Origin of the sequence: Allobosea sp. RAF48, from assembly GCF_052114025.1 — a bacterium.
Taxonomy (GTDB): Bacteria; Pseudomonadota; Alphaproteobacteria; order Rhizobiales; family Beijerinckiaceae; genus Allobosea.
The window spans coordinates 144,934-171,679 of record NZ_JBFRDZ010000001.1 but is presented as its reverse complement, the minus strand read 5'-3'; the positions used below and the strand labels follow the sequence as shown (position 1 = coordinate 171,679).

The following is a 26,746-nucleotide window of genomic DNA, read 5'->3' as shown; positions in this document are numbered from 1 at the left end:
CCGTTTGAGCCCGATCTGACCGCCGACAAGACGAGGTGTCTTGTCGGTCGAATGAGATATATTGCCTGCAAGCAAGAAAAGCGCCAAGCAATCGGCGTCATTTCCGTCGCGAAGACGCCTTTGCGCTAGATCAAGGCCCTGAGGCGGGTGCGTTCTTCGGCAACGAAGACAGTAGACAAGCACGATCATTTCAGCTTCTCTTTTGTCGATCTCAAATCTGGTGGCGGTGCGATTTGTGAACGCCCGCACGCGAAGGGAGGAGAGATGACGACTGAGACCGTAGGGGCGAGCGACCGGAAGACCGCTCCGGAAGTGCCGACGAGACGAGCCGAGCTGTTGGCTTTCCTGACGCTGGCTGTCTTTATCTGGCCGATCGTCGCGGTCGGCGTCGTCGGCGGCTACGGCTTCCTCGTCTGGATGTTTCAGCTCCTTGTCGGTCCGCCCGGACCTCCGCACTGAGGCCAGGCCATGGAACGCACCGCCATTGATCGCGGGCGCCGCAACTTCCTGACCGGCCGGCGCCTCTCATTGCCCGACAGAGTTCGCCCACCGTGGTCCCGCGCCGCGTCGATCGCTGCGGCCTGTACCGGCTGCGGCGCCTGCGTGCCTGCCTGCCCGCAGCACATCATCGCGCTCGACGAATCCGGCCGGGCCGCCCTCGATTTCAGGGGAGGCGAGTGCAGCTTCTGCGGTGCCTGTGCTGAGGCCTGCCCCGAACCGGTCTTCGACCGCGCCATTTCCGCCTTTGAGCATGTGGCCGTGATCGGGCCGGAATGCTTCGCCGGCCGTGGCATCGTCTGCCAGAGCTGCGGGGATGCCTGCCCTGAGGCCGCGATCCGTTTCCGGCCGCGCCTGGGCGGGCCGGCCTTGCCGGAGCTGGCTGCCGATCGCTGCAGCGGCTGCGGCTCCTGCGTCGCGGCCTGTCCCGCCTCGGCCATCGGCGTGAATGCGCGCCCGCCGGAGACTGCCCATGGCTGAACCCTCCCGCCCCCGCTTCCATCATATTTCGAGCGCCGTCGTCTCGGCCTTGCCGGCGCGAGTCGATGAGGTGCTCGCCCGTATCGGCGAGATGCCGGAGACCGAGGTGCACCGCGTCGAGAACGGCAAGATCGTGATCGTCCTGGAAGGCGCGAGCACCGGCGTGATCGGCGACCGGCTGGCCACCATCAGCCTGCTGGACGGCGTGCTTTCGGCCAACATGGTGTTCGAGCAGATCGAAGACCTCGAGACCCTCGACGACCCTGGAGTAGACCCATGACCCTGTCCCGTCGCGAGATGCTGAAGGCGCAGGCGGCCGGCGTCGCCGTGCTCGCCGCCAATATGAGCGTTCCGGCGCAGGCCCAACCGGTCACAGGCGGCGTCGATACCCTGCAGATCCAATGGTCGAAGGCGCCGTGCCGCTTCTGCGGCACCGGCTGCGGCGTCATGGTCGGTGTCAAGGAAGGGCGCGTCATCGCCACCCACGGCGACATGAAGGCCGAGGTCAATCGCGGCCTCAACTGCGTCAAGGGCTATTTCCTCTCCAAGATCATGTATGGCGGCGACCGGCTGACCCAGCCGCTGCTGCGCAAGAAGAACGGCGTCTATGCCAAGGACGGCGAGTTCACGCCGGTTTCCTGGGAGGAGGCCTTCGACACCATGGCCGCCAAGGCCAAGGAGACGCTCAAGGCCAAGGGGCCGACCGCGCTCGGCATGTTCGGTTCCGGCCAGTGGACGATCTGGGAGGGTTATGCCGCGACCAAGCTGATGCGGGCCGGCTTCCGCTCCAACAACCTCGATCCCAACGCCCGCCACTGCATGGCATCTGCCGCCTACGCGTTCATGCGCACCTTCGGCATGGACGAGCCGATGGGGGTCTATGACGACATCGAGGCGACCGACGCCTTCGTGCTCTGGGGCTCGAACATGGCGGAGATGCACCCGATCCTGTGGACGCGGGTGACCGATCGCCGCCTCGGCCAGCCGCATGTCAAGGTCGCGGTGCTCTCGACCTATACCCACCGCAGCTCGGACCTCGCCGACATTCCGATCGTCTTCAAGCCGGGCACGGATCTGGCGATCCTGAACTACATCGCCAACCACATCATCTCGACCGGGCGGGTGAACAAGGACTTCGTCGGTAAGCACACCACCTTCGTGAAGGCTGCGACCGAGATCGGTTATGGCTTGCGCCCCGACGACCCGCGTGAGGTCAAGGCGAGGAAGGCGGCAGACGTGGCCGCGACGTCGCCGATCGACTTCGAGGCCTATGCCGCCTTCGTGAAGGACTACACGCTGGAGAAGGTCTCGGCCCTGACCGGCGTCGAGCCCGGCTTTCTGCAGCAACTGGCCGAGCTCTATGCCGATCCCAAGCGTAAGGTCGTCTCGTTCTGGACCATGGGCTTCAACCAGCATGTGCGCGGCGTCTGGGCGAACCAGCTCGTCTACAACCTGCATCTGCTGACCGGGAAGATCTCCGAGCCCGGCAACAGCCCGTTCTCGCTCACCGGCCAGCCCTCGGCCTGCGGCACGGCGCGCGAGGTCGGCACCTTCGCCCATCGCCTGCCGGCGGACATGACGGTGGTCAATCCCGAGCATCGCAAGCATGCCGAGGAAATCTGGCGGGTGCCGGCCGGAACCATTCCGGAAAAGCCCGGCTACCACGCGGTCGAGCAGGACCGCATGCTGAAGGACGGCAAGCTCAATTTCTATTGGATTCAGGTCAACAACAACCTGCAGGCGGCGCCGAACAGCAGCAACGAAACCTTCGTCGGCTACCGCAACCCCGAAAACTTCATCGTGGTGTCAGACGCCTATCCGACTGTAACCGGCATGGCCGCCGACCTGATCCTGCCGACCGCGATGTGGGTCGAGAAGGAGGGGGCTTACGGCAACGCCGAACGGCGGACGCATTTCTGGCATCAGCTCGTCAAGGCGCCCGGCGACGCCCGCTCCGATCTCTGGCAATTGATGGAGTTCTCGAAGCGCTTCACCACTGACGAGGTCTGGCCGGCGGAACTGCTCGACGCCAACCCCAACTTCCGCGGCAAGACGCTGTTCGACGTGCTCTACCGCAATGGAAATGTGGACCGCTACGCAGCGGAAGAGATCGATCCGGCCTATGACAACGTCGAGGCCAGGCATTTCGGCTTCTACGTCCAGAAGGGCCTGTTCGAGGAATACGCCACCTTCGGCCGCGGCCATGGCCATGACCTCGCACCCTTCGATACCTATCATCAGGTACGCGGGCTGCGCTGGCCGGTCGTCGACGGCAAGGAAACGCTCTGGCGCTACCGCGAGGGGAGCGATCCCTACGTGACACCCGGCAAGGGCGTCGAGTTCTACGGCAACAAGGACGGGAAGGCCCGCATCATCGCGGCGCCCTACGAGCCGCCGGCGGAATCGCCTGATGGCGAGTACGATCTCTGGCTGGTCACCGGCCGCGTGCTGGAGCACTGGCACTCCGGCTCGATGACCATGCGCGTGCCGGAGCTCTTCAAGGCCTTCCCGGGCGCGCGCTGCTTCATGCACCCCGAAGACGCCCGCAAGCGCGGGCTCAACCAGGGCGCCGAGATCACGGTGATCTCGCGCCGGGGCGAGATGCGCACCCGCGTCGAGACACGCGGGCGCAACCGCATGCCGCCAGGCGTGGTCTTCGTGCCCTGGTTCGACGCCAGCCAGCTCATCAACAAGACGACGCTCGACGCCACCGATCCCATCTCCAAGCAGACGGATTTCAAGAAATGCGCGGTCAAGATCGTTCCGGTCTCGGGCTGATGCGCTCGCGGACACTTCTCGGGGCCGCCATGGCGGCGTGCCTCGTCCTCGCCTTCGGCGCCGCCTCCTCGCAGGAGGGCGGTCCGATCAAGATCATCCCGCGCCTCACCGGCGTCGTCCCGCAGCTCTCGCTGCAGCCGATTCCGCCGCTCGACCGGCCGATCGTCGACGATATCCGGCGCATGCGGAACTGGCCGGAGCAGCCGCCGGTGATCCCCCATGCCATCGACGGCTACCAGCTCACCCTCCACACGAACCGCTGCATGGAGTGTCACAAGCGCGAGTTCACCGAGGGGTCGGGCGCGCCGATGATCAGCGTCACCCATTTCCAGGATCGCGACGGCCAGGTGCTCTCGGACGTGACGCCGCGGCGCTATTTCTGCACCGCCTGCCATGTCCAGCAGACCGATGCCCGCCCGCTGGTGCCAAACCTGTTCCAGGACGCGAACGCCATTGGCGGCAAGCGGTAACGAGGCGCCGACATGGGAAAGCTCAAGATGCTGTTCCTTCGCCTGCGGGGCTGGGTCGTCTGGTTCTGGCACATCGTCAGCCGGCCGAGCGCCTATCTGCCGCTCGGCTTCCTGACCCTCGGCGGCTTTGTCGGCGGCGTGCTGTTCTGGGGCGGCTTCAACACCGCGCTGGAGATCACCAACACCGAGAAGTTCTGCACCTCCTGTCACGAGATGCGCGACAACGTCTATCAGGAGCTGCAGTCGACGGTGCATTTCTCGAACCGCTCGGGTGTGCGCGCGACCTGCCCGGACTGCCATGTGCCGCATAACTGGACGGACAAGATCGCTCGCAAGATGCAGGCCTCCAAGGAGGTCTGGGGCAAGATCTTCGGCACGATCTCGACGCGCGAGAAGTTCCTCAATCACCGGCTCGAGCTCGCCAAGCACGAATGGGCGCGGCTCAAGGCGAACGACTCGCTCGAATGCCGCAACTGCCATTCCTCGGTCGCGATGGACTTCACCAAGCAGACGCGCCGGGCGGCCGAGATCCACAGCCGCTTCCTGATCACCGGCGAGAAGACCTGCATCGACTGCCACAAGGGCATCGCCCATCTGCTGCCGGATATGACCGGCATCGAGCCGGGCTGGAAGGACGCGCCGGAGCTGCAGGGCAAGGGCAGCGCCTCCTGGCACGGGCCTGAACGGGCCGTGCGGACCTATCTGGCGGAGATCGAAAAGCACTGAGCCGAGCGGCGCCTTCGCGGCTGCCCGCAGCGGTCGTGGCGGCGGTCGTGCATGTGTTCGTCCCGCGCAGTGCAGATCACCATGGCGGCGAAGGCCGCCATGGCAAGGACGCGAAAACCGCGCCGGGCGCGGCACGGTCTCATCCGCCGATGGCAACCTTGATCCCGCCGAAGGCGCCGAAGCCGGGAACCAGGAAGCCGACGGGGTTCTCCCAGCGCTTGTCGAAGAGGTTGTCGATCCGCCCGAACACGGCAACCTTGTCGGTCGGCGTCCATGTCGTGGTCGCGCTCGCCTTGTGGCGCGGCCGGTGCAGCAGTTCCTGCCGCGCGATCTCGTCCTTGGCGAGGGTGAAGGTGTAGTCGGCCCAGATGCGGAACTGCGGCGACACCTCCGGCGCGGGGGCAAAACTCCGCCCGCACCGCTCTCCCTTTTGATCCCGTGAGGGAACCGTCGCGGCGAGGATCAGGGCCAAACCGGGTTGGCACGCTGCGGCGACAGCAGGCCATCATCTGCTACAGTCGCCGGCGAGGCGGGATGGGCGCCAGCCGACGTTCCGCCCAACGGTGCGCATCATTGGCTTGCCTTCCCGGGGAGGGGCGGAGGCACCGGGGTCTCACGGATGCAGCCGCATCGTTGGTCGCCGGATTGTCGCAAGACTCGCTCAGTGTCGTAAGTTCACGCCAGCGGAGACGGCATGGATTATTTCAGGCGCTTCACCTTTCTGTTCGCGACGCCGAACTTCGATGCCGAGGATCTCGAAGGGATCCGCTTCAACCAGATCATCGAGGAGATCGAGCGATCGGGCTTCGAGGTCGTCAAGGCGCGCAAGCTCGAAGATGCCGAGATCGCGGTCCAGACCGATGCCGCCATCGGCTGCATGGTGGTCGATTGGGGCAAGAAGGGCCTTGAGGGCAAGACCGCGGCGCTGATCAATCTGATGCGCCGTCGCGGCCTCGACTTCCCGATCATCCTGCTCATCCGCCGCAAGCGCTTTGAGGACGTGCCGGTCGAGGTGCTCGATTTCATCGACGGCTACATCTTCCTCTCGGAGGAGACCCCGCCCTTCATCGCCAAGAGCCTGATCAGCCGCCTGAAGCAATATGCCGAGACGCTGAAGACGCCGTTCTTCGGCGCGCTCGTCGACTATGCCGAGGAAGGCAACCATCTCTGGACCTGCCCCGGGCATAATGGCGGCGTCTTCTACAGCCGCAGCCCGATCGGTCGCGTCTTCATGGAGCATCTCGGCGAAGCTGTGTTCCGCGACGACCTCGACAATTCGGTGCTCGATCTCGGCGACCTCCTGACCCATGAGGGCCCGGCCCTGAAGGCGCAGAAGGAAGCGGCGCAGATTTTCGGGGCGGAGAAGACCTATTTCGTCCTGAACGGCACCTCGACCTCCAACAAGGTTGCGCTCGCCGCGCTGGTCTCGGACGGCGACCTCGTGCTGTTCGACCGCAACAACCACAAGGCGGCCCATCATGGCGCGCTGCTGATCGCCGGTGGCATTCCGGTCTACATCCCGACCGCGCGCAATGCCTGGGGGCTGATCGGCCCGATGCTCTGGGAGAGCTTCGACGAGAACGCGCTGCGCGAGCGCATCCGCACCAATCCGCTGGTCAAGGACCCCGACGCCTGGAAGAGACCGCGCCCGTTCCGCGTCGCCGTGGTCGAGCAGTGCACCTATGACGGCACGATCCACAGCGCGCAGATGATCCTCGATCGGATCGGCCATCTCTGCGATTACATCCTCTTCGACGAAGCCTGGGCCGGCTTCATGAAATTCCATCCGCTCTATGCCGGGCGCTTCGCCATGGGCCTGTCCGGCCTCGGCCCGGACTCGCCCGGCATCATCGCGACCCAGTCGACGCACAAGCAGCTCGCGAGTTTCAGCCAGGCTTCCCAGATCCACATGAAGGATCGGCACATCAGGGGCCAGAGGCGGCGCGTCGAGCACCGCCGCTTCAACGAGAGCTTCATGCAATATGCCTCGACGTCACCCTTCTACCCGCTCTTCGCCTCGCTCGACGTCGGCGCGCAGATGATGAAGGGCCGTTCCGGCGAGGTGCTCTGGGACGATACGATCCGGCTCGGCATCGAGCTCCGCAAGAAGATCCGAGCCGTGCGGCGCGAATTCGAGGAGAAGGAAATCCGGCCCGAGCGGCGCTGGTTCTTCGAGCCCTTCGTGCCGGACCGGGTCCGCATCGCCGACGCCTCGCGCGAGGGCGCCGTGCATGACGTCGCCTGGGAAATGGTCGCGACCGATCAGCTCGCGAGCGATCCGGCCTATTGGGAGCTCGCGCCCGATGCGAGCTGGCACGGCTTCACGCAGATGGAGCCGGGCTTCGCGATGACCGACCCCAACAAGCTGACCTTGTTGACGCCCGGCTTCGACCGCGAGACGGGGGCCTATGCCGAGCACGGCATTCCCGCACCGGTCGTCGCGCAGTTCCTGCGCGAGAACCGGATCGTCGCCGAGAAGAACGACCTCAATTCGTTGCTCTTCCTGCTGACGCCCGGCGTCGAAGCCAGCAAGGCCGGCACGCTGATCAGCGGTCTCGTCGCCTTCAAGAAGCTGCACGACGACAATGCCCTGCTGGAAGACGCGATCCCCGAATTCTATCGGCGCCGCCCGGGCCGCTATGGCGGCGTGCGCCTGCGCGACCTGTGCGGCGAGATGCACCGCTTCTTCCGGGATCATGACGTCAGCGGGCTGCAGAACCGGCAGTTCTCGCCCGAACACCTGCCTGAGATGGCGCTGTCGCCGCATGACGCGGCACGCTGCCTCGTGCGCAACGAAGTCGACTATCTGCCGATCGACGCCATCGAGGGGCGCATCGCGGTGACGCCCTTCGTCGTCTACCCACCCGGGATTGCCACCATCGTGCCGGGCGAGCGGCTGACCGGGCGAGCCAAGCCCATGGTCGACTATCTCAAGATGTTCGAGGCCTGCTTCAACGCTTTCCCCGGCTTCGAGGTCGAAATTCAGGGCGTCTATCGCGAGATCGACTCGGCCGGGCGGGTGCGGCTCTACACCTATGTCGTCAGCGAGCAGGCGCAGGGCTGAAGGCATCGACGACTCATGGCAAGCGAACCGTCGATTGTCATCCGCCCTTCTCGCGACGACGATGTCGAGCCCATGCTGGCGATCTACCGCCGGCATATCCGCCGCGGCATCGAGGCCGGTGTCGAGGACGCCGGCACGCCGCAGCCGGATGATCTGCGCGACCGGCGCAAGAACCTCCGCAATCGGCGGCTGCCGCATCTGGTCGCGACACGCGCCGGGGAGGTGGTGGGCTATGCCTATGTCGTCCAGTTCCGCAAGCGGCCGGCTTATCGCTTCACCGTCAAGCATTCGATCTACGTCCACCACGAACATCTCGGTAGCGGCATTGGCCGGCTGCTGATCCAGGCCTTGATCGATGCCTGTGCGGCGGCGGGCTTTCGCCAGATGATCGGCTACATCGACGCGGAAAACGTTGCGTCGTTGGCGTTGCACGAGCGCTTCGACTTCGCGCGAGTGGGCCTGCTGCCGGGGGTCGCTTACCGCTATGGTCGGTGGTCCGACAGTGTCCTGGTTCAAAGGTCGCTCGGTGCGGGCGCCACGCAGCCTGTCCTGTCGGGCTGAGCCTGGCGCCCGGTACTGGCATTATCGCCTACGCCGCCGGAAGCAACGAACGCGATCACCGACATTTGGCAGGCCAGCCCGGAACGTCCGCCTTGGCGCGGCGCTGCCGAGCCGCGTGCTGCGTGGCTCCAGTGCGTTCTTATGCGATAGGTCACATGTGGCTCGCCGCAGCAGCGAGCATCCTGGACGCGGATTGCGGTTCCCGGGAAAATCGGGGCAAGAAGACGATACGCTGAATCGTCAGATCGCCGCGATCGCGAACTTTGAGGATCTGGCGGACAACCGGGCAATCTGGATGGTCACACGCGCAGAGCTCGTATCACGGCTGGAACAGGCGTTCCTGGACCATGGCTACGCGCATCTGACGATGATCACCATCGCGGACACCGTCGATGTCACGCGGCGCACGCTCTATAATTATTTCAGCAGCAGGAAGAAGCGTTTCGATTTCTGATCGAGCATGCCAATGCGAATGCCGTCGCGGCCGGCATGGCGGCAGGGCGCGCTGCACTCGCGGAAGGGCAGGGGGCAGTCGAGATTCTCGCATCCCTTCTCGACGTTCGCGACGGCAACATCCGTCGCCGGCTGGCTAGATCGCCCCATGCGATCGAGATCAATGATCAGGCATTTAGACGCTGCCGAGACGTCATGGTCGGTTCCGCCGTTGCCTTTCAGGCCAAGTTGGCTGCGTTAATCGTGGAGCTCGAGCAGCAAGGCATTCTTCGCGTCAGGAGCGGCGTGAGTCCCGAAGACCTCGCACAACGGCTGGCCGACGGCGGGCGTGGCACCAATCAAAGCCTGCCGCCGATCGCTCCGGACCAACTGCATTTGCGTTACCGGGGCATGGTCCAGGCATGAGTTTGTCGAGGCATCGCTGGCCCATCGACTGGCCAGCCGCAACACGGCGACGGCCTTTTTGCGGAGGCGCTGCAATACGGCGTGATCCAGCCGACCGGAGCTGCCGGCGGCAACTCGGAACTGGTAGAGCCTGGCCCCTCGACGCTGTGGGCGCTGACCGAGTGGTACGCCTTGCACCTTGCGGCGCTCGATGCGCTCGACGGCTGCGGCCGTGTCGAGCGCCTGCGACGGACCGACCTGATGCGGCTCGCGGAGATGGAGCCGCTGGTCGCCGATGGCCTGCTAGCCTGCGAACTGATCCGCGTCCCAGCACCAATCTGTATTCGCTTCGGTGGATGACGGCGGCAGCTTGATGGATCGACTCATGGTCGGGCTGAGCGTCGATGCCGCATCCACCGAGGAGCGGGCGATGACGAACGTGACCTCGGTCTCCGCGCTGGCCCGGCCGCTCAATCTGTCGCGGACCCATAGGGGAAGGACGCTGGCGGCGGCCGCTGCGCTCGGCGGATTGGGCTGGAGCGGCGCGCGCGGGCGCTCCCCGATCTGGCTTTCAAGGAGCTTTCGCGCGCAGTACGCGCAGGTTCAGGCTGCGAAGCTCGCGATCATCGGCGCGGCATTCGACGCAGTCGAGGGAGTGCCTGATCCCAATCACGCCGCCGGCCACTATGATGGTGCCAGATATGGTTCGCTGCCACTGGAGCGAACCGGCATGCTGAAGAAATTGGAAGAGGCTGCCCCTTCTCCGGGGAGGCCTTCGGAGACCACGATTGCCGCTCGTCTCGACGCGCTGCCATTCTGTCGGCTCAGACTGGCGATCTTCGCCGTTGCCACGCTATGGCCGATCAGCCGTGCCGCTCGGTCCGTCGCTGCCGATTGTGAACATTCCGCCTGTCGGACCGCCGACACCCCCTGGTGCGAATGTCCGCTTCTGAGCGAGGCACAAGAGTCCGCTCCTGGCGCAGCCTAGACGCGGCCCGTGGAAACAATGAGTTTGGCTCCGGGCTGAATGATTGAGCCTCAGAGCCCGAACAGCCTCTCGAAGAAGTTCTTCTGGCGCTTGGCGCGCTGCCGCGGTTGGCCGCTGCCGTTTTCGCCTGCATTGGCGTAGCGCGGATCCCGTCCGGCGCCGGCCACGCCCGCCAGGGCGACCGGCTTCTGGTCCTTGAGGGCGATCTTCATGAAATTGTGCCAGATGTCGGTCGGCAGGTTGCCGCCGGACACGCCATTGGTGGGCGTGCTGTCATCGTTTCCCAGCCATACGCCGGCAACCAGATTGCCGGTGTAACCCACGAACCAGGCGTCCTTGTAGTCGTTGGTGGTGCCGGTCTTGCCAGCCATCGGCCAGCCGGGCATCCGCGCCCTTTGGGCCGTGCCGATGACGAAGATGTTGTGCATCATCTCGTTCATCATGGCATCGGTGCTTGGATCGATGACTTGCTCCAGATCGCCCGAAGCCGGGCGGCTGAAGACGAGCTTGCCATCCGCGGTCTTCACCTCGGTGATCACGTAGGGCACGGCCGCGAGGCCCCCGTTGGCGAAGGTGGCATAGGCGCCGACGAGCTCGAGCGGCGTGACTTCGGAGGTGCCGAGCGCGATCGAGGGGGCGGCCTGGAGCGGCGAGGTGATGCCGAGGCGCTGCGCCGTTTGCACGACCGCCTTGGGACCGACCTCCATATTGAGCTTCACCGCCACGGTGTTGAGGGAGAGAGCGAGAGCCCTACGCAGGGTGATTGGACCACGATAGCCCCGGTCATAATTTTCCGGCTTCCAGCCGTTGATGTTGACCGGTGAATCCGTGCGCACGGTGTCGGGGCGAAGCCCCCGTTCAAGGGCCGTCAGATAGACAAAGGGCTTGAAGGACGAGCCCGGCTGGCGGCGGGCGGAGGTCGCCCTGTTGAACTGGCTCGCCTCGTAGTCGCGGCCACCCACGAGCGCTGTCACGGCCCCGTCCGGCCGCATCGCCACGAAGGCGCCCTGGCTCACATTGAACTTCTGGCCCTTCGCGTTGAGCTCGTCCACCAGCACCCGCTCGGCCGCTGCCTGCAGGGATGGCTCGAGGGTGGTCGAGACCACGACGTCGGAGTCGATGGTGCCGACGACGGCGTCGAGCACGTCCATCACGTAGTCAGCGGCATAATTGGCCGAGCCGGCTCCTTTTGGAGGCATGAGCTCGGCCGGTGCATCGAGAGCCGTCCGGGCCATGTCGGGCGTGATGAAGCCGAGCTCCTTCATCGCCGCGATCACGCGTTCGGCGCGGGCCCGAGCTGCCTCGCGGTTGCGGCTCGGGGCCAGGCGCGACGGCGACTGGACGAGGCCGGCGAGCATGGCGGCTTCCGGCAGCGAGACGTTGCGGGCCGACTTGCCGTAATAGCGCTGGGCCGCGGCCTCGACACCATAGGCACCGGCGCCGAAATAGACCCGGTTGAGATAGAGTTCGAGAATCTGGTCCTTGCTGTAGCTACGCTCCAGCCAGAGCGACAGGATCGCTTCCTGGATCTTGCGCGAGACCGCGCGCTCCTGGGTCAGGAACAGGTTCTTCGCGAGCTGCTGGGTAAGCGTCGAGCCGCCCTGGAGGCCGCCGTCATGGGTCAGGTTGCGGTGGGCCGCACGGACGAGGCCCATCAGGTCGATGCCCCAATGGTCGTAGAAGCGCCGGTCCTCGATGGCGACGAAAGCCTGGGGCAGGGAGGGCGGCAGCTCCCCGAGGGAGACCTCGCGGCCGCCCGTCTCGCCGCGATTGGCCAGAAACGAGCCGTCATGCGCCAGGATGGCGATGTTCGGGGGCCTTTTCGGCACCGTGAGCTGACTGAGCGGAGATAGCTGCAAGGCGTAGTTGGCGACGACGCCGCAAAGGCCGATCAGGCCAGCCAGACAGAGCGCGAGCCCGGCATATGCCAGCCTCCTCAGGAGCGAGCCGGCCCCCGCAGGCCGGGCCGTCCCTGGTTGGCGAGACGCGTCATCGCTGGTTTCAGGGGCCGGCCCGTGAGCTGCGGCCCCACCCTCGCGATCCTCGGAGGCGGGGCGAGAAACGAGCTCGTGAGCTGCCGTCGCCAGCGCGTCGACAGCCGGCTCGCGCCGGTCACCTTCGTTCGCCACCTGTGGTCAGCCCCCATTCCGTGCAGCCGGTGCAATCGGGCGCTTCTGGCATCGGCTCTTGGCACAACTAAGACCAGGGGCGGACATGCATGTCAGGCTGGAGATCCGGAGGGCGGCGGCGCTTCATCCTCGAAAGGGGGCCGCCGGCTCATCCGCGCCCCGGAGCGAAACTCAGCGCATGTTCCACAGCACGGATCGCTCCTGCTGGCCATCTCCTCGAGCTCGCCGGTCAGTGACGCCAGCGACGGCGCGAAAGTCACGACCAGGCCGATGCGGTCGCCTGCTGCCAACGCCTCCGTGAAGGCGGATTCATTGGGCCGCAACGCGGGAATCGGCAGCGCGCTTGACCGCATCGATTGCCGGGCCGAAAGCCGAGCAGGTGAACAGTATCGCCTTGGCCGGCCCGGCCGTGCCCTCGGTCGCAGCGGCATAGCGTCCGAGCGTCAGGAAGCGCTCGGTCATCGCCTCGTCTAGACTGCCGCGCGCTGCGAGATCGGTCGCGAGCGAGGTATCGAGCAGGTCGAAGATTTTCGCTTTTGGCCAGTGCGCAGCGAAGGCGGCCCGCGCCGGCAGCACGGATTCCTCGAGCGCATGCAGGAGCGCGATGCGCGGGGCGGCTTCGATCGTTTCGACTATGGCAGATCCTGTCAGTCGCTGACCAGCGTGCGCGCCTTCAGGAGGGCGAGCAATCCTTCGTCGCGGCGCAACTCCAATTCGGCGATGGAGCGATCGCCTGCCTCTTCCGCGACGCCCGCGACGATCTTCGCCTGAACATCCGCGTCGAGCGACGGATTGCCGAGCGATTGCCAGCGCCGGACCTGGCTCGGCCCGAGATGGGCGAGGTAGCCGGCGATGCCGCCTTCGCCGCCGCCGAGGTGATAGGTCATATGCGGCCCCATCAGGGCCCAGCGCAAACCGGGCCCATTGCAGAGCGCCGCATCGATGTCGGCGACGCTGGCGACGCCCTGCTCGACCAGATGCACGGCCTCGCGATAGAGCGCCGAGGCCAGCCGGTTGGCGATATGGCCCGGCATTTCCCGGTTGAGCACGACAGGGCGTCGGCCGAGCGCGCGATAGAAGTTCGTCGCGCCGGCGACCACCTCGGGATCGGCCCCGACGATCTCGACCAGCGGCACGAGATGCGGCGGGTTGAACGGGTGCGCCACGACGATCCGCTCCGGCCGGGCGCAATCGGCGACGATGGCGCTGCGGACCAATGCCGAGGTTGAACTGGCAATGATCGCTCCGGGCGGAAGCAAGGCGTCGATCTCGGCGAGGAGCTTGCGCTTTACTGCCTCGTTCTCCGGCCCGTTCTCCTGGACAAAGCTGGCGCCCTTCAGCGCCATCGCAAGGTCGGTGGAGAAGCTGACGGAGCCGCTTCCAGTCAATCCCAACTCGGTCAGCTGCGCCCGCGCCCGCTCGATATAGGACAGGAAGCGTGCCTCGGCCTCGGGATTGGGGTCATAGGCCGAGATCGTCACGCCATAGGCGCTGGCGAGCGCCGCCCAACTGGCGCCGATCATGCCGGCGCCGACGATGGCGAAGTGCTGGACGGTGTCGCTCATGAGCTTTGGTTCCGGACTGTCATTCGGCCTTGATGCCGCTCGTCTTGATCAGATCGCCCCATTTCGCGATCTCGCTGTCGATCAACCTGGAGGCCTCCGCAGGCGTGCTGGGCTTCGGATCGACGCCCTGCAGCGCCAGCGCCTCCTTCAGCTTCTGGCTCTTGAGCGCCTTGTTGAGCTCAGTGTTGAGCTTGTCCAGGATCGGCTGCGGCGTGCCGGTCGGCGCGAGCAAGCCGAACCAGGATGAGACCTCGAAGCCTTCTAGCCCCTGTGAGATCGCGGTCGGCACATTCGGCATGAAAGGCGAGTTCTCGTGGCCTGTGGTCGCGATCGCCTTCAGCGAACCGGCATTCACATGCTGCAGCACCGCGGGAATTGTGTCTAACATGATCTTGACCTGCCCCGCGACCATGTCGGTCATGGCCGGCCCGGAGCCGCGATATGGCACCACTGGCATCTTCGTGCCGGCCTTGAGGTTGAACAGCTCGCCTGAGAGATGCTGCGGCGAACCCTGTCCCGAGGAGGCGTAGGAATAGCCGTCCGGACTGGCCTTGATCAACGCGATCAGCTCCGGGACCGTCTTGGCGGGAACCGACGGATGGACGACGAGCGCCAGCCCGACATTGCCGGCCAGGCCGACCGGAACGAGGTCCTTCCTGAGGTCGAAGCCGGGCTTCGCCTGCAGGCTCATATTGATCGAGTGGCTGGTGAGGGCGCCCAGCAGCAGGGTGTAGCCATCCGGCTGGGCGCGCGCGACCGCGACCGCGCCGACGCTGCCGCCGGCACCTGCGCGGTTCTCCACGACGAGGCGCTGGCCTAGGGTGTTCGACATTTCCTCGGCGACGACGCGTCCGATGATGTCCGTCGCGCCGCCGGGCGCATAGGGGACGACTAGCATGATCGGCTTCTGCGGATAGCTCTGGGCGAAAGTCGCGGCGGGGAAGGCCAGCGAAAAGCTGGCGAGCGCGCCGATCAGGTGGCGACGGTCGAACATGGGATTTCCTCCTGGAATGGGCATGCGGACTGGTTGGTTCCAGCCTCGGCGGGACGTGTTGGGCGTGGTGTGACCGATCAGCAGAAGTCGAAGTCGCAGCCTTCGTCGGCCTGCAGCACCGTCGTGAGATAGAGGTGGCGGTAGCCGCGGGATTCCTCCGCCAGATGTGCCGGCGGCCGCCATTCGCTCTTTCGGCGTTCCCGCTCGGCATCGTCGACGAGCAGCGCGATCTCGCGGGCCTCGACATCGAGCCGGATCATGTCGCCGTCGCGGACAAGCCCGAGCGGGCCACCGACGGCCGATTCCGGCGTGATGTGCAGCACGATCGTGCCGAAGGCGGTGCCGCTCATGCGGGCATCCGAGATGCGGACCATGTCCTTGACGCCGGCCTGAGCCAGCTTCTTGGGGATCGGGATATAGCCTGCCTCCGGCATGCCGGGTGCGCCCTTTGGACCGGCATTGGTCAGCACGAGGACGTCGTCCGCCTTCACATCGAGGTCCGGATCGTCCATGCGCCGGACCATATCCTCGACCGAGGCGAAGACGACCGCGCGACCGGTATGCTTGAGCAGAGCAGGCGAGGCGGCCGAGTGCTTGATCACGGCTCCGCCGGGCGCGAGGTTGCCGCGCAACACCGCCATGCCCCCGGTCGGCTTCACCGGGCACGCGGCGGTGCGGATTATGCTTTGGTTGGGCACGTCCTCGGCTGCGTCGGCGACCTCTCCGATGGTGCGGCCGTCGATGGTCGGGGCCGAACGGTCGAGATGGTCACCAAGCTCCTTCATCAGCTTGGGCACGCCGCCGGCCCAATGGAAATGCTCCATGTAGTGGTCGCCTGAAGGCTTGAGGTCGATCAGCACCGGCACCTTGCGGCCGATCGCATCGAACTCCGCGAGATCGATCGAAAGACCGGCCCGGCGCGCGATCGCAGCCAGATGCACGAGACCGTTGGTCGAACCGCCGATGGCCTGCAGGACTGTCAATGCATTTCGGAAGGCGGTTTCGGTCAGGATCTCGCTCGGCTTCGGCCCGCCCTTGGCGAGCCTGACCGCCTCGCGCCCGCTCGCCTCGGCGGCGCGGATGCGGTCGGCATGGGTGGCGGGGATCGTGCCGGAACCGGGCAGGGCGATGCCGAGCGCCTCGACGAGGCAGCCCATCGTGCTGGCCGTACCCATCACCATGCAGGTGCCCTGCGTCGGCGCGAGACGGCCGCTCAGCACTTCGATCTCGGCCGCGTCTATCTGCCCCGCCCGATGCTGGCCCCAGAGCCGCCGGCAATCGGTGCAGGCGCCAAGGATCTCGCCCTTGTGATGGCCGACGAGCATCGGACCCGTGATGAGCTGGATCGCGGGGATATCGGCGCTGACGGCACCCATGAGCTGAGCCGGCACAGTCTTGTCGCAGCCCCCGATCAGCACGACGGAATCGCAGGGCTGGGCCCGGATCATCTCCTCGGTGTCGATGGCCATGAGATTGCGCAGGAACATCGAGGTCGGGTTCGCGAAGGATTCGTGGATGGAGATCGTCGGGAACTCCATCGGCAGGCCACCAGCCAGCATGACGCCGCGCTTCACCGCTTCGATCAGCCGCGGCACGTTGCCATGGCAGGGATTGAAGTCGCTGAAGGTGTTGGTGATGCCGATGATGGGCCGGTCGAGCGCATCATCCGAGAATCCTGCCGCCTTGATGAAGGCCTTGCGCAGGAACAGCGAGAAGCCGGGGTCGCCATAGGTCGCGAGATTGCGGCGCATGCCGCGTTCAGCCGGCCGTGAGGATGAAGTATCGTCGTCGCGCTTCGTCATGGCGTTATGCGAAGCAGGTTGTTGCCATGATTGTCAACAATTGTGTTGAGGGGTTATAATCTGGCATGCGGACGACCACGTTGAAGCTTCAGACGACCGATCGCGTTCGTGGCATTGCCGCGACGCTGGAAGAGGAGATCGTGCTCGGCTGGCTGATGCCCCGCGAGCGGTTGGTCGAGGAAGACCTGGCAGAGCGCCTCGATGTGAAGCGCCATGTCGTGCGCGAGGCTTTGGCCGAGCTCGAGCGTGTAGGACTCGTCGAGCGCGTGCCGAATCGCGGCGCCTTCGTGAAACTGCTCGAGCCGCTGGAGGTACGGCAGATCTATTCGGTGCGAGAGGCGCTGGAGACGCTCGCTGCCGAACAGATTCCATTCCCTGCACCGGACCGGCTACTGACACAGCTGCAACAAATTCAGGATGCTCACAGTGCAGCCGTCTCCTCCGGCGACGCTCGCGCTGCTTTCCGCGCCAACATGATCTTCCACGAAGCCCTCTTCGCCGCTTGCGGCAATCCCCATCTCGTCGAACTGATCCAGGCCATGGCTCAGAAGGTCCATGGCGCGCGTTCGATCACTGCTGCGAGCGCGGAGTATCTGGCGCTCGCTCGCGATGAGCATCTCGGAATGATCGAAGCTATCAAGGCCGGAGATCGGGCTGGTTTGGTCGCGCTTTGCCGCAAGCACCTCGGACCGTCGCGAGATGCCTATATCGCAGCAGTTGAGCCGCGTTTCGCGCGCTCAAATGCGCTCAAAGAGGGCCGCCCCATAACTGCCACCCGGAAATAGTCAGGATCTGCCGCCGGAAACCGGTTGTAGCACGACGCTTCGACTGCCCAAGATCAATGGCTCCGTCAGGGCCGACATTGTTCGGGCCGGTGTGCAGACTGGCAACTGGCGCGCCCTGGGTGCAATCGCTTATCGTACCAGACTGAGTTGGCCGGGCGCTTGCCTTTTGCGCGCCTGCAAGGGTGGCGTTCAGCGTCGGACTTGGCGATGCGATCAGGCGGGACCGTGCCAGAAGCGGACCTTTGCGCCGACTTGGAAAGCGGAAATTCGGATCCAGACAGTGGCACGGCTGAACTGACCGATTGCGGGCAAAAGCGCGATGTTCAGCTGTGGTATGTGTCAGGCGGGAAAACACCGGCCTTTCGCGGCGTGGCGGTGGGCCGCTCGATCGAGAGTGTCACTTCCGGCGCCTCATGCCCGATGTGCAGATCGATCAAGCTCGCATTCAATGCTCTGTCGGTGGCGGTTTGACGGAAGTTGAAGCGCAGATAATCGTTCCAGGTGGGCGTGCGGAACGTCTCAGTCCAGACGGCGGTGTCGTGCAGGTTGCGCGTCAGGATCCACCGACGCGCCCCGTTGCGACCTTGGGCCCGGCGGCGCTGCAGCATCAAGGCGAGAAAGGGCTCTACCTGATCGGCGGCGATCCGATATTCGATCTTGATCGCGATCGGCCCGCTGCGCGGCTTCAGGTCTAGGCTGATCACGGGCGCCTCGAAGTGATCGGGCGTCGAAACATCAGCGTCCTTGCGTTGATGGATGGGCAGGATCAAGCCGAGGATGGCGACGCCAAGAGAGGCCGCCGTCGAGGCCTGCAAGGCGAGGCTTAGGGAATAGCTCTCCGTCACCATCCCCCAGAGCCAGCTCCCGACTGCGAGCCCGCATGAGGTGAGAGCGTAGTAGAGCGAAATCGTCCGACCGACGACCCAGCGCGGGCTCGCCCATTGAACGCTGATGCTCAGGCCCGACCATCCCAAAACCCACCCGGCCCCCCCGAGCATGAGCGCAATGGCGGCGACGGCCGCAGTTTGCGTCAGCGAAAGGCTGATCGTGCAGGTCGCGCAGGCGACGCAAGCCAACTTCAACATCTGTTCGTCTGACAGTTTTCGCCTGAGCGTCGTTGAGGTCAGGCCCGCCAGCAGCGCCCCGGCGCCAAAGCCGGCCATGAGAACCCCATAGGCAACCGCCCCCTGTTTCAGCTGATCGCGAACCACCAGTGGAAGAAGGGCGAGGATTGCGATGCCCGCGAGCCCGAACAGAAATCCGCGCGCGAGCGCCGTCTTGATCTCGGACGACAGCGACGTGAAGCGAATGCCGTCGGAGATCGCCGTCAGCATCGCTTCGGGCGGCAGTCTCGATACCGGCACCTTCCATTTGGACCGCCAGACYACGATCAGCGGCGCGAAATGGCCGAGGGTGTACAGGCAAAAGGCCGTCAGGGGGCCGAAGGTCGCGAGAATGATGCCGCCGAGCGCCGGCCCGACGCTGCGCACGGTGTTGAACCCGACCGATGTCAGCGTCACCGCCGCGGCAAGGTCCTTTCGATCAACGATATCGCCCACCGATGCCTGCCAGGCCGGGTCATTGAAGGCGATGCAGCATCCCGCGAGAAAGCTGAAGAACAGGATGATCCAGGGATTGATCAATCCCACCGCGACAAGGACCGTCAGCGTGGCGGCGGTCAGGGCCATGAGGGAGCGCGCGATCAGCATCACTCTGCGGCGATTGAAATTGTCGACGATGGCGCCGGCAAAAATCGATAGGATGAATGCGGGCAGGTTTGTCGCGGCCTGAACCAGTGCGACCATCACGCTGGACGGTGTGATGGTCGCCATCAGCCAACTCATGGCGATGGTCTGGATCAGCCATCCCAATCCCGAGATCAGCCCGGCAAGCCAGATCGCCCGGAAAGTGACATTGTTGAGCGGCGCAAACGGCCCAGTTCCTGCTGCGGGCTTTCGCACATCCATAACCGGCTTATTTCCGACGTCTGTTGATGGGGCGCCGGTTAATTCCGAGCGTGACGCTGAATTCTTATGTCACGACCTCTGTTTGGGAAGCGTCATTTCCGTCTCCGGCTCATTACCGGAAAGCGGAGGTTGAGAAAGCTTAAAGGCGCCCCGCGGCAGACGTCTCGGGTAAGACAATCTTGCCAGCCTCGCGCCACGAGCGAACTCCAACCCTCTGCCCGCAACCGGACCTCGACAGAGCCGCTCATCTCGACCGAAAACGAACTGGCTCATAGCTTCATTGAGCGCGATCTTTCCGGAATGACTCGCGGCGGTGCTCCGCCGCCAACATTCGTCGCGTAGGCAAAATACGATTTGCGCTGTCCGTTGACGGGCGAACTCGATCGCGGTCTAGACACCCCACGTCGTCATGTCAGCGGAGTGAGCGGCGCGGGGCGTCGCGCGCTCACGGCGTCCTGGCCGCAGACCGTTTGGCGCGGGCTTGGAGGTATTCCTGAGCCAATCAGCAACGCCTTTCGCAATTGTCGGATTTTTACCGATCGTCGCGGGTGGGGTAGAGCCCCTCGCTCAGACTGTCCCGGCGGTGTGACCCCCGTGTCTTCTGCGTAGGTTACGCAGATTCCAGACTGACCTGTCTATGGTCCGCCTCGAAGCAAGAACGACGCGATGACAGGATCGGCGTCGATGTCCAACGAAGAAGACAGGAAGGCGGGCAAGTCAGCCGTGCTGCAGCGGTTCCCGACGGAGCGCCGGGCTATCGAGCAGCTCGCGGCGCGGAGTGAGGACTTTTGCGACATGTGCGAGGAGCTTGTCGAGGCGGAGCTGGCACTGCGCGTGGCCCAGATGATGCCGGCGGAAATTCGCGGTGAAAGAACGGCGGAATGGGTCGCCCAGATCGAGAGGCTCTCGGCCGAAATCGGCAGGGCCCTCAGGACGGCCAACGTCATCCCGATCGGTCGGGTCAACCGGCCGAAAACTCACTCCTGAGCATAGGATTCCGATGGGATCGGGTCGATCCCGCGCGAGTTTCGGGGCCGCGAGAGGCACGGAGAGTTAAACCGAGGGAGAGCAGGCATGTACTATACCGACAACTCGATACTGCCCGAGAACATGGCGCCGCTGATCATCACAGCGGCGCCCTATGGGCCTGCGTGGCTGCCGGGCGACGCGAGCGACATCCCCCTGACCTGGGACGAGCAGGTCCAGGCCGCCGTCGACTGCTACGAAGCCGGCGCCACTATGCTGCACTTCCACGTTCGCAACCCGGCCACCGGCTTGGGGTCGACGAACTTCGACGACTATAACTACCTGCTGAAGCGAGTGAAGGAAGCCGTGCCGGATATGATCATCCAGGTCGGCGGCTCGATCTCGTTCGCACCGCACACGGCCGACGCCAAGGCGAAGTGGCTCGACTACGACACCCGCCATATGCTCACGGAGTTAGATCCGAAGCCGGAGTATGTGACGGTGTCGACCGGCACCACGCTCTGGGACATCGCTTCGATGTTCTCCAAGGACGACATCAAAGGGACGCATATGGACGATCCCAAAGTGCTGGCGGCCTGGGCCGGCATGGTAGTGGATTCAACCCCAGAATTTTACGTCGAACACCTCAAGCGCCTTCGGAAGAATGGCATCCAGCCTTACTTTGTCCCCGCTCATGTCCACCAGTGGGAGCTCATCGAGCGGTTGATCCGCGCGGGCATTTATATGGGGCCGCTGAACATGGCGCTGTGCGCGTACGGCGGTGGAACGTTGGGCCGAAATCCGTTCGATCTGATGCACTTCCTGCAACGCTTGCCGCAGGGTTCTGTCAATACCTTCTGGTCGAGCATGCGCGGACTGATCTCGATCTCGGCGATGTCCATGGTGCTCGGCCAGCATGTCCGGGTCGGTAACGAGGACAATCTCTGGGGCGCCGATCGCACCCGCAAGACCACGGTGGAGCAAGTTCAGGGCGTGGTGCGCCTGTGCAAGGAGTTCGGCCGTAAGGTTGCGACGGCCGAAGAGGCGCGCAAGATCATGAAGGTCGGCACTTGGTACAATAGCGTTGAAGAGACGCTGCGAAACAACGACATGCCGCCCAATCCCACCGAGTTCAACCCGGGCTTCCTGACCTGGCCGACCGACGGAAAGATCAAGCCGGCTGTCCTCGGCGGCGACTCGCATCCGATCGCCGCTTGCATGATCGCGCCAGCGCCCGTCCGGGCCGCGCAGGCGCAACTGAAGATCGCGACGGCGTAACCGCCTGCTGTCCATGCACCTATACGGGGGCCTGCGCTCCGGCGCGGGCCACTCGTTCCAAAACGAGCGCGGGAGCGGAATGCGTGACTGGCCAGATAACCCACTTTGAAATCTACGGCGACGAGCCGGAGAAGCCCTCCAAGTTCTACGGCGCACTCTTCGGTTGGCGAATGGAACAGGTCGAAGGCCTGGACTATTGGCGCATCCATTTGGACCCGGCCGACATCGACAGCGTGGGAGGCGGGCTCACCTACCAGCCGAAAGCCGACCCGAAGGGCTGGCTGCAGTTCGTGAATGTCGAGTCGATCGACGATTCGCTGGCCCTCGCCGAGCAAATGGGGGCAAAAGTCGTGAGGCCTAAGACCGCAGTACCGAGAACGGCATGGGTCGCCGTTCTCGCCGATCCGTCGGGAAACATGTTCGCGGTCTGGCAGCCCGATGCCAAGGCCTTCCCGATGCCGGAACCCGATTGAAGGATGTTCAAATGGAAAGGCAGCGGCAAGACGACGGCTCGCTCGGGCCGTGGGAGAGCGACGCCCTCACCCAACTCGAGACATGGGATCCTCGCTGGGCGCATGCTTGTCAGGCGATGAGTACAAATGCCTGGGGCGGCGCGGTTCTTCCACGCAGGTTCGTCGAGTTGATTGCCGTCGGGATCAATGCAGCCTGCACAAATCTCGATAGGGAGGGCACCCGCCGTCACATCAGCGCCGCCCTCGACGCGGGCGCCACGCGTGACGAACTCCTGACGGTCATCAAGATGGCGACCGTGATGTCGATTCACTCCTGCAGCCTGGGCGCCCCGATCCTGCTCGATGAAATGAAGGCGTCGGGCAAGCAGTCGGCGGAACGGCCTCCGGTTGCGACGCCCGCATGCGACAGGATGAAGAACATCGGCCAGTGGAACGAGGCCTGGAATCCCTTTTTTGAGCTCGATCCACGATGGACCGACGAGTTCATGGCGACGGGCGCCGGAATCTACGGCAGCGGGATTTTCAGTTCGAAGGAGATGGAGCTTCTCAGCATCGCCTTCGATGCATCGTTCACGCACATGTATGCGCCGGGCACGCGTCGGCACATCAAGGCGGCCTTGGCGCTGGGAGCAACGGCCGAGGAAATCATGGAGGTTCTGAAGCTATGCACAGCCCAGGGCGTGCAGGCCTGCAACCTCGCGATTCCGATACTGGCCGAGGAAATGGCGAATCGTTCGAGCAGCTGAAGCGGGGATGCAGGCGATGACAGAAGCTGACCCCGGGGAGCGAGATGTCGCCGACATCGCAGATGCCACGACCGCGCCGAAAGACCGGGCACACAAACTGCGGGCGCGCGTCCTCGACGAGGCAAGACGGTTCGTCGTACTGTTCCTGTACCTATGGATATTGTTCGGACTCTTCGTGCTGAACGAGCGGATCATTCTCCGCGAACACGAAATCAGTTTTGCGTCACAGGGCTTTGCAGTATTCAACGCGTTCATCCTCGCGAAAGTCATGCTTGTCCTGGAGGATCTCAATTTAAGCAGATGGCTCGATCGGTGGCCTCTGATCTATCCGATCCTGCATGACTCCTTCCTGTTCTCGATTTTGTTCGTAGCCTTCCACGTTCTTGAAGAGATCATCATTGGCCTGTTCAAGGGCGAATCCGCCATCACCAGCGTTCCGGCGATTGGCGGAGGAGGAATGGCCGGCGTCCTGTGTGTCGCCGTGATCCTGTTCTTCGCTCTCATCCCGTTCTTCGCATTCCGGAACTTCAATCGCGTGCTCGGTCAAGGCCGAATCGAAGCGCTGCTGTTCAAGACGGTGGTTCGGGACTCAGCCGATTCTTAGTGTTGCTGGTGGCCGTTTTCCGGACTGACATCCCTGCTCACATTCCTGGTCCGACGAAGGTGGATTCGGTTCGCCCCGTGCCATGGCGCGCGTCGAGCCAGCGGGGTTGGCGTCCGTACCGATCGAACTGTTGCTAGCCGGTTGCTTTACCATGGCGAAGGGCGCGATCTTCGGGCTGGAAACCACCGCGATCCCCGTCGGCGTCCTGCTGTATCCGCTGCAACACAGGATCTATCCCGCGCGCCTCGTCTCGGGAGGAGCGGTGTCGGGCCGCTGAACTTCTGGGCGCTTGCTTCGGCTAGTTGGATTTCGGCCGGTCCTCGCCGGGCGGCGCGATGCCGGCCTTGCTCAAGGACTGCATGAAACGATCGATGTCCTCCCGGCGGACGACCCGCAGCGCCACCTCTGATCGAAGGTTGGCGATGAGCCGAGGCGCATGGGCCTCCATCCACGTCCGTTCGCGCGCGGCCTCGGTGGTTTGACCCGCCTCGCCGTAGATCGCAGCGGCGATCATATGATAATTGGGGTTCTCCGGCGCAGGCGTCTTGGTGATCCACATCGCGGCCTCCCGCAAGTCTCCCTTGAAATAGCTGCAGAGTGCGAGGCCCGACTCGTAGTAGGCAAGCGGCCCGGGATTTCGCTTTCGAGCTTCGTTCATGAGCGCGCAGCCGCGTGCCCAGTTACCGGCCAGCGAGAGGCGGTAGCCGTACTCGCCGACAAGCTCTGTATCGTTGGGGTTGAGGCCAAGGGCCTGCTCGCCGATCTTCAGGGCGGCCTCGACTTCGCCGTGGAAATACAAGGCGAACATCTGGGCCTGGAGGGCGCGAATGTTATCCGGATCGAGTTCCACGGCACGGCGCGCGGCTTCGAGCGCCCTGTCGATCGAAGCCGGAGACGACGACGGGTCGATCGGGTAGCGAAAGCGGATTTCGTCGACATAGGCTTGCGAGAGAAGCGCCCAGGCCGTCGCATAGTTCGGAAAGCGCCGCACCGCATCTTCAAGGCATTTGCGGACCGATGGATGCTTTTTGCCGTCGAGGCTGGCGCGATAGGCGTAGTAGGTCAGCGTGCAGGCATAGGCCTGCCAATCGTCCGGCGCGTTCTGAGGCCGCTGGGATGCGTCGGCCAGATAGATCACCCCATAGGGCTGCCCGAGCGGCGTTGCGACCTGCCGGGCGATGTCGGTCACGGTCGCGATGAGCTTCGAGGCCTGCAGATCGCCGGTGTAGCTGTTTGCCCAGATCACCGAGTTATCGACACGGTTGAGGACACGGGCGCGAAGCCGGAACTCGTTGTCGGTGACGTTGATGTCGCCCGCGAGGACATAGCGCGGATCGGAGGCCGAGGACCGGGCCGAGGACGCGCCGGCATAATCGCGCGGGTCGCCTACCACCGTCACGATGTCCTTGAACTTGGCGATCTGCTCGATGACCTCTTGCGTCAAGCCGCGCGCGATAGCTTGGGAGTTACCCGCATTAGTCAGGTCGTCGAAAGGTCTCACCAGCAATCGGGGCAGGGCCGGAGCCTCCAGGCGATCCATGCTGGCCCGGTTCACCGCCAGCCAGGACAGGGTTGCAAGTGCCACCAGGCACGCGATCCCGACGGGGAGCGCGCGCGGCCAACGACCCCGCCTGACCACCGGGACGGGGCCCGTCGACGATGGCCGCACGTCGAATTTGGGGACATAGCTGCCTTTCGGGATCGATATGACGATCTCATCCGAAACCCCGGCGGTGACATAGAAGAGTTTCAACGCGCGCCGAAGATGCCCAGCCTCAATGCGGACGACCGGGTCGGAGTGCGCGTCGAACAAGGCATCCCGCCCGAAGACCTCGACCGCGATCGCATACGCCTTAATGCGGTCGGCGCGGCCCGCGATAGCCTCCTCGACAACATAGTCCAGAAATTTCCGCGACCGCTCCGTCGCATCGAAATCCGGGCTTTTCAGGATGCGACCAAGCTGAGCCCTGACGCTTTCAGCTTGGGGAATGCCGGCGGTCCCCGTTTCGCACGGTGTGTCTGCGGCCGAAGCAACCGGTGAGGAACCCAGGATACTCCGCGCTCGCATGATACTCTTCCCGCGAGGACACACGCTCGAATACTAAATATTATAGCCTAGTATGGGATTTTCGGCCGGACATACAAGTCGATCGACGTTCGCGCCAAGGCGCGGGTCACGACGCTGCATCTCCGGCGACAGCCGCTGGTCGAAGCAATCCGCAGCTCGCCGACGCTCGCCCGCTGCGGCAACAGATCTACTTCTGCTTCGCCAATGCGTCTGGAATTCAACCGCCTTTGGCATGATTGGCCAGGCCCGGAAGCGGGACGTTGCCGAAGTGAATCGCCCGTAAGCGGACATCTCAGACGTCGGCAAGCGGCCGCCCCCGCTTGTCAGGCGCCTCGTGGCGAATGTCTCACTTGGGGCGCCACCAGACCACGAAGGCAAACCTGTGAATGTCTGGTTCGGGGCGGCAGCCAGAGTCTGCTTATGGCGCGAACCGGAGCGCATTGCTCAATGAATGATCGCGCCTCGCGCCACCCACGTGACTTGCGAGCGAGAGCGAGTGTTGGGGTATCCGCAACTTCCGGTCCCCTATTTCTCAATTAAATCATCTGCTTAGTGCAGATAGAAGTGGCGGAGACGGAGGGATTCGAACCCTCGATACCCTTGTGGGGTATGCTCATTTAGCAAACGAGTGCCTTCAGCCTCTCGGCCACGTCTCCGGCGAGAGGCTCTATGCCTGATTGCAGAGGCCTTTGACAAGCCTCGCCGATAACTTCCTTCGTACGACCTGTGTATTCGCGCGAACGCGGCGCTCGACCACTCCCGTGTGAAGGGAGTGCTCGAGAGGTAAGAGGCCGCCGCAACGGAGCCCTGCGCCGGCCTGGCTTGCTCCCCGGCGGCGCTGCCACTAAATTGCTGTTGTCCGTTGGGGTGCCGAAAGGCTGAGAGGCGTGGCCTGCGCCAACCCATCGCACCTGATCCGGGTAATGCCGGCGAAGGGAACGGTCTTCGGCTCGCAGACAAGTTGCTC

The 26,746-nt window shown here is 64.4% G+C and carries 27 protein-coding genes, 1 tRNA gene and 1 riboswitch; of the genes, 19 read left to right on the top strand and 9 right to left on the bottom strand.

Translation table 11 applies throughout. From position 1 onward, the window contains the following. Positions 1-264: 264 nt before the first annotated feature. From napE to AB4Z10_RS00830, 6 genes are read left to right on the top strand one after another with little or no spacing between them, the layout of a single operon-like run. Positions 265-459 (top strand): periplasmic nitrate reductase, NapE protein, encoded by a 195-nt coding sequence (gene napE, locus AB4Z10_RS00855; RefSeq protein WP_441468470.1) that lies wholly within the window; start codon positions 265-267, stop codon positions 457-459. Positions 460-468: 9 nt separating this feature from the next. Beyond that, positions 469-978, top strand: a complete 510-nt coding sequence (napF, locus tag AB4Z10_RS00850) for a ferredoxin-type protein NapF (RefSeq protein ID WP_441468469.1) — start codon at positions 469-471, stop codon at positions 976-978. Further along, complete coding sequence (locus AB4Z10_RS00845; protein WP_441468468.1) at positions 971-1,258, top strand: chaperone NapD; 288 nt, start codon at positions 971-973, stop codon at positions 1,256-1,258. The genes napF and AB4Z10_RS00845 overlap by 8 nt, the downstream gene beginning before the upstream one ends. Next, positions 1,255-3,756 carry a periplasmic nitrate reductase subunit alpha gene (gene napA, locus AB4Z10_RS00840; RefSeq protein WP_441468467.1) on the top strand — a complete coding sequence of 834 codons (2,502 nt, stop codon included), beginning with the start codon at positions 1,255-1,257 and terminating at the stop codon, positions 3,754-3,756. Before AB4Z10_RS00845 ends, napA begins: the two co-directional genes overlap by 4 nt. Beyond that, positions 3,723-4,226, top strand: a complete 504-nt coding sequence (locus AB4Z10_RS00835) for a nitrate reductase cytochrome c-type subunit (protein ID WP_441468466.1) — start codon at positions 3,723-3,725, stop codon at positions 4,224-4,226. The genes napA and AB4Z10_RS00835 overlap by 34 nt, the downstream gene beginning before the upstream one ends. A 27-nt stretch (positions 4,227-4,253) precedes the next feature. After that, positions 4,254-4,952 carry a cytochrome c3 family protein gene (locus tag AB4Z10_RS00830; RefSeq protein WP_441468956.1) on the top strand — a complete coding sequence of 233 codons (699 nt, stop codon included), beginning with the start codon at positions 4,254-4,256 and terminating at the stop codon, positions 4,950-4,952. Between the two features lie 139 nt (positions 4,953-5,091). Here AB4Z10_RS00830 and AB4Z10_RS00825 read toward each other — a convergent pair whose 3' ends face one another. Continuing rightward, a complete protein-coding gene (locus AB4Z10_RS00825) occupies positions 5,092-5,340 on the bottom strand; it encodes a hypothetical protein (RefSeq protein WP_441468465.1) in 249 nt (82 codons plus the stop codon). A 306-nt stretch (positions 5,341-5,646) separates the two neighbouring features. Between AB4Z10_RS00825 and AB4Z10_RS00820 the strand changes: the two genes are divergently transcribed. The 6 genes from AB4Z10_RS00820 (at position 5,647) to AB4Z10_RS00795 (ending at position 10,402) form a co-directional block, all read left to right on the top strand. After that, positions 5,647-8,016, top strand: a complete 2,370-nt coding sequence (locus AB4Z10_RS00820) for an Orn/Lys/Arg family decarboxylase (protein ID WP_441468464.1) — start codon at positions 5,647-5,649, stop codon at positions 8,014-8,016. Positions 8,017-8,031: 15 nt separating this feature from the next. After that, a complete protein-coding gene (locus AB4Z10_RS00815) occupies positions 8,032-8,577 on the top strand; it encodes a GNAT family N-acetyltransferase (protein ID WP_441468463.1) in 546 nt (181 codons plus the stop codon). A gap of 157 nt (positions 8,578-8,734) precedes the next feature. Beyond that, the gene (locus tag AB4Z10_RS00810; protein WP_441468462.1) at positions 8,735-9,031 is read left to right on the top strand and encodes a TetR/AcrR family transcriptional regulator; all 297 of its coding nucleotides are present in this window, start codon (positions 8,735-8,737) and stop codon (positions 9,029-9,031) included. Positions 9,032-9,066: 35 nt separating this feature from the next. Further along, entirely contained in the window at positions 9,067-9,435 is a 369-nt protein-coding gene (locus AB4Z10_RS00805) for a hypothetical protein (protein WP_441468461.1), read from the top strand. Between the two features lie 81 nt (positions 9,436-9,516). Continuing rightward, a complete protein-coding gene (locus AB4Z10_RS00800) occupies positions 9,517-9,774 on the top strand; it encodes a hypothetical protein (protein WP_441468460.1) in 258 nt (85 codons plus the stop codon). A 25-nt stretch (positions 9,775-9,799) separates the two neighbouring features. After that, positions 9,800-10,402 carry a hypothetical protein gene (locus AB4Z10_RS00795; RefSeq protein WP_441468459.1) on the top strand — a complete coding sequence of 201 codons (603 nt, stop codon included), beginning with the start codon at positions 9,800-9,802 and terminating at the stop codon, positions 10,400-10,402. 50 nt (positions 10,403-10,452) lie between these two features. On the opposite strand, the gene AB4Z10_RS00790 is transcribed toward AB4Z10_RS00795, so the two are convergent. From AB4Z10_RS00790 to AB4Z10_RS00770, 5 genes are all read right to left on the bottom strand, one after another. After that, positions 10,453-12,531 carry a transglycosylase domain-containing protein gene (locus AB4Z10_RS00790; RefSeq protein WP_441468458.1) on the bottom strand — a complete coding sequence of 693 codons (2,079 nt, stop codon included), beginning with the start codon at positions 12,529-12,531 and terminating at the stop codon, positions 10,453-10,455. Between the two features lie 309 nt (positions 12,532-12,840). After that, the gene (locus AB4Z10_RS00785) at positions 12,841-13,107 is read right to left on the bottom strand and encodes a hypothetical protein (protein ID WP_441468457.1); all 267 of its coding nucleotides are present in this window, start codon (positions 13,105-13,107) and stop codon (positions 12,841-12,843) included. Between the two features lie 71 nt (positions 13,108-13,178). After that, positions 13,179-14,096, bottom strand: a complete 918-nt coding sequence (locus AB4Z10_RS00780; protein ID WP_441468456.1) for a 3-hydroxyacyl-CoA dehydrogenase NAD-binding domain-containing protein — start codon at positions 14,094-14,096, stop codon at positions 13,179-13,181. 19 nt (positions 14,097-14,115) lie between these two features. Beyond that, positions 14,116-15,090, bottom strand: a complete 975-nt coding sequence (locus tag AB4Z10_RS00775; RefSeq protein WP_441468455.1) for a Bug family tripartite tricarboxylate transporter substrate binding protein — start codon at positions 15,088-15,090, stop codon at positions 14,116-14,118. A gap of 77 nt (positions 15,091-15,167) precedes the next feature. Next, positions 15,168-16,841: an IlvD/Edd family dehydratase gene (locus tag AB4Z10_RS00770; RefSeq protein WP_441468955.1), complete on the bottom strand. Its 1,674-nt coding sequence runs from the start codon at positions 16,839-16,841 to the stop codon at positions 15,168-15,170. A 131-nt stretch (positions 16,842-16,972) separates the two neighbouring features. Between AB4Z10_RS00770 and AB4Z10_RS00765 the strand changes: the two genes are divergently transcribed. Then, on the top strand, positions 16,973-17,677 hold the full coding sequence (locus tag AB4Z10_RS00765; protein WP_441468454.1) for a GntR family transcriptional regulator: 705 nt from the start codon (positions 16,973-16,975) through the stop codon (positions 17,675-17,677). A gap of 323 nt (positions 17,678-18,000) precedes the next feature. On the opposite strand, the gene AB4Z10_RS00760 is transcribed toward AB4Z10_RS00765, so the two are convergent. Beyond that, complete coding sequence (locus AB4Z10_RS00760; protein ID WP_441468453.1) at positions 18,001-19,644, bottom strand: MFS transporter; 1,644 nt, start codon at positions 19,642-19,644, stop codon at positions 18,001-18,003. Between the two features lie 684 nt (positions 19,645-20,328). Between AB4Z10_RS00760 and AB4Z10_RS00755 the strand changes: the two genes are divergently transcribed. From AB4Z10_RS00755 to AB4Z10_RS00730, 6 genes are all read left to right on the top strand, one after another. Then, entirely contained in the window at positions 20,329-20,631 is a 303-nt protein-coding gene (locus AB4Z10_RS00755; protein ID WP_441468452.1) for a hypothetical protein, read from the top strand. 87 nt (positions 20,632-20,718) lie between these two features. Then, on the top strand, positions 20,719-21,888 hold the full coding sequence (locus AB4Z10_RS00750; RefSeq protein ID WP_441468451.1) for a beta-keto acid cleavage family enzyme: 1,170 nt from the start codon (positions 20,719-20,721) through the stop codon (positions 21,886-21,888). An 83-nt stretch (positions 21,889-21,971) separates the two neighbouring features. Next, entirely contained in the window at positions 21,972-22,361 is a 390-nt protein-coding gene (locus AB4Z10_RS00745) for a VOC family protein (RefSeq protein WP_441468450.1), read from the top strand. 11 nt (positions 22,362-22,372) lie between these two features. Beyond that, positions 22,373-23,107 (top strand): carboxymuconolactone decarboxylase family protein, encoded by a 735-nt coding sequence (locus AB4Z10_RS00740; RefSeq protein WP_441468449.1) that lies wholly within the window; start codon positions 22,373-22,375, stop codon positions 23,105-23,107. Positions 23,108-23,123: 16 nt separating this feature from the next. Next, on the top strand, positions 23,124-23,711 hold the full coding sequence (locus AB4Z10_RS00735; protein WP_441468448.1) for a hypothetical protein: 588 nt from the start codon (positions 23,124-23,126) through the stop codon (positions 23,709-23,711). 82 nt (positions 23,712-23,793) lie between these two features. Beyond that, on the top strand, positions 23,794-23,988 hold the full coding sequence (locus AB4Z10_RS00730; RefSeq protein ID WP_441468447.1) for a hypothetical protein: 195 nt from the start codon (positions 23,794-23,796) through the stop codon (positions 23,986-23,988). A gap of 21 nt (positions 23,989-24,009) precedes the next feature. Here the strand turns inward: AB4Z10_RS00730 and AB4Z10_RS00725 are convergent, their stop codons facing one another. Then, positions 24,010-25,779, bottom strand: a complete 1,770-nt coding sequence (locus tag AB4Z10_RS00725) for a hypothetical protein (RefSeq protein WP_441468446.1) — start codon at positions 25,777-25,779, stop codon at positions 24,010-24,012. Positions 25,780-26,344: 565 nt separating this feature from the next. Beyond that, positions 26,345-26,435: transfer RNA gene (locus AB4Z10_RS00720), tRNA-Ser, on the bottom strand. A 197-nt stretch (positions 26,436-26,632) separates the two neighbouring features. After that, positions 26,633-26,734: riboswitch (TPP riboswitch) on the top strand. The last annotated feature ends 12 nt before the right edge of the window (positions 26,735-26,746 follow it).

Coding starts and splice junctions, on each gene's coding strand:
- napE (WP_441468470.1), top strand. CDS start 265: ATGACGACTGAGACCGTAGGGGCGAGCGACCGGAAGACCGCTCCGGAA.
- napF (WP_441468469.1), top strand. CDS start 469: ATGGAACGCACCGCCATTGATCGCGGGCGCCGCAACTTCCTGACCGGC.
- AB4Z10_RS00845 (WP_441468468.1), top strand. CDS start 971: ATGGCTGAACCCTCCCGCCCCCGCTTCCATCATATTTCGAGCGCCGTC.
- napA (WP_441468467.1), top strand. CDS start 1,255: ATGACCCTGTCCCGTCGCGAGATGCTGAAGGCGCAGGCGGCCGGCGTC.
- AB4Z10_RS00835 (WP_441468466.1), top strand. CDS start 3,723: ATGCGCGGTCAAGATCGTTCCGGTCTCGGGCTGATGCGCTCGCGGACA.
- AB4Z10_RS00830 (WP_441468956.1), top strand. CDS start 4,254: ATGCTGTTCCTTCGCCTGCGGGGCTGGGTCGTCTGGTTCTGGCACATC.
- AB4Z10_RS00820 (WP_441468464.1), top strand. CDS start 5,647: ATGGATTATTTCAGGCGCTTCACCTTTCTGTTCGCGACGCCGAACTTC.
- AB4Z10_RS00815 (WP_441468463.1), top strand. CDS start 8,032: ATGGCAAGCGAACCGTCGATTGTCATCCGCCCTTCTCGCGACGACGAT.
- AB4Z10_RS00805 (WP_441468461.1), top strand. CDS start 9,067: ATGGCGGCAGGGCGCGCTGCACTCGCGGAAGGGCAGGGGGCAGTCGAG.
- AB4Z10_RS00795 (WP_441468459.1), top strand. CDS start 9,800: ATGGTCGGGCTGAGCGTCGATGCCGCATCCACCGAGGAGCGGGCGATG.
- AB4Z10_RS00780 (WP_441468456.1), bottom strand. CDS start 14,096: ATGAGCGACACCGTCCAGCACTTCGCCATCGTCGGCGCCGGCATGATC.
- AB4Z10_RS00775 (WP_441468455.1), bottom strand. CDS start 15,090: ATGTTCGACCGTCGCCACCTGATCGGCGCGCTCGCCAGCTTTTCGCTG.
- AB4Z10_RS00770 (WP_441468955.1), bottom strand. CDS start 16,841: ATGCGCCGCAATCTCGCGACCTATGGCGACCCCGGCTTCTCGCTGTTC.
- AB4Z10_RS00755 (WP_441468452.1), top strand. CDS start 20,329: ATGTCCAACGAAGAAGACAGGAAGGCGGGCAAGTCAGCCGTGCTGCAG.
- AB4Z10_RS00750 (WP_441468451.1), top strand. CDS start 20,719: ATGTACTATACCGACAACTCGATACTGCCCGAGAACATGGCGCCGCTG.
- AB4Z10_RS00740 (WP_441468449.1), top strand. CDS start 22,373: ATGGAAAGGCAGCGGCAAGACGACGGCTCGCTCGGGCCGTGGGAGAGC.
- AB4Z10_RS00735 (WP_441468448.1), top strand. CDS start 23,124: ATGACAGAAGCTGACCCCGGGGAGCGAGATGTCGCCGACATCGCAGAT.
- AB4Z10_RS00730 (WP_441468447.1), top strand. CDS start 23,794: ATGGCGCGCGTCGAGCCAGCGGGGTTGGCGTCCGTACCGATCGAACTG.
- AB4Z10_RS00725 (WP_441468446.1), bottom strand. CDS start 25,779: ATGCGAGCGCGGAGTATCCTGGGTTCCTCACCGGTTGCTTCGGCCGCA.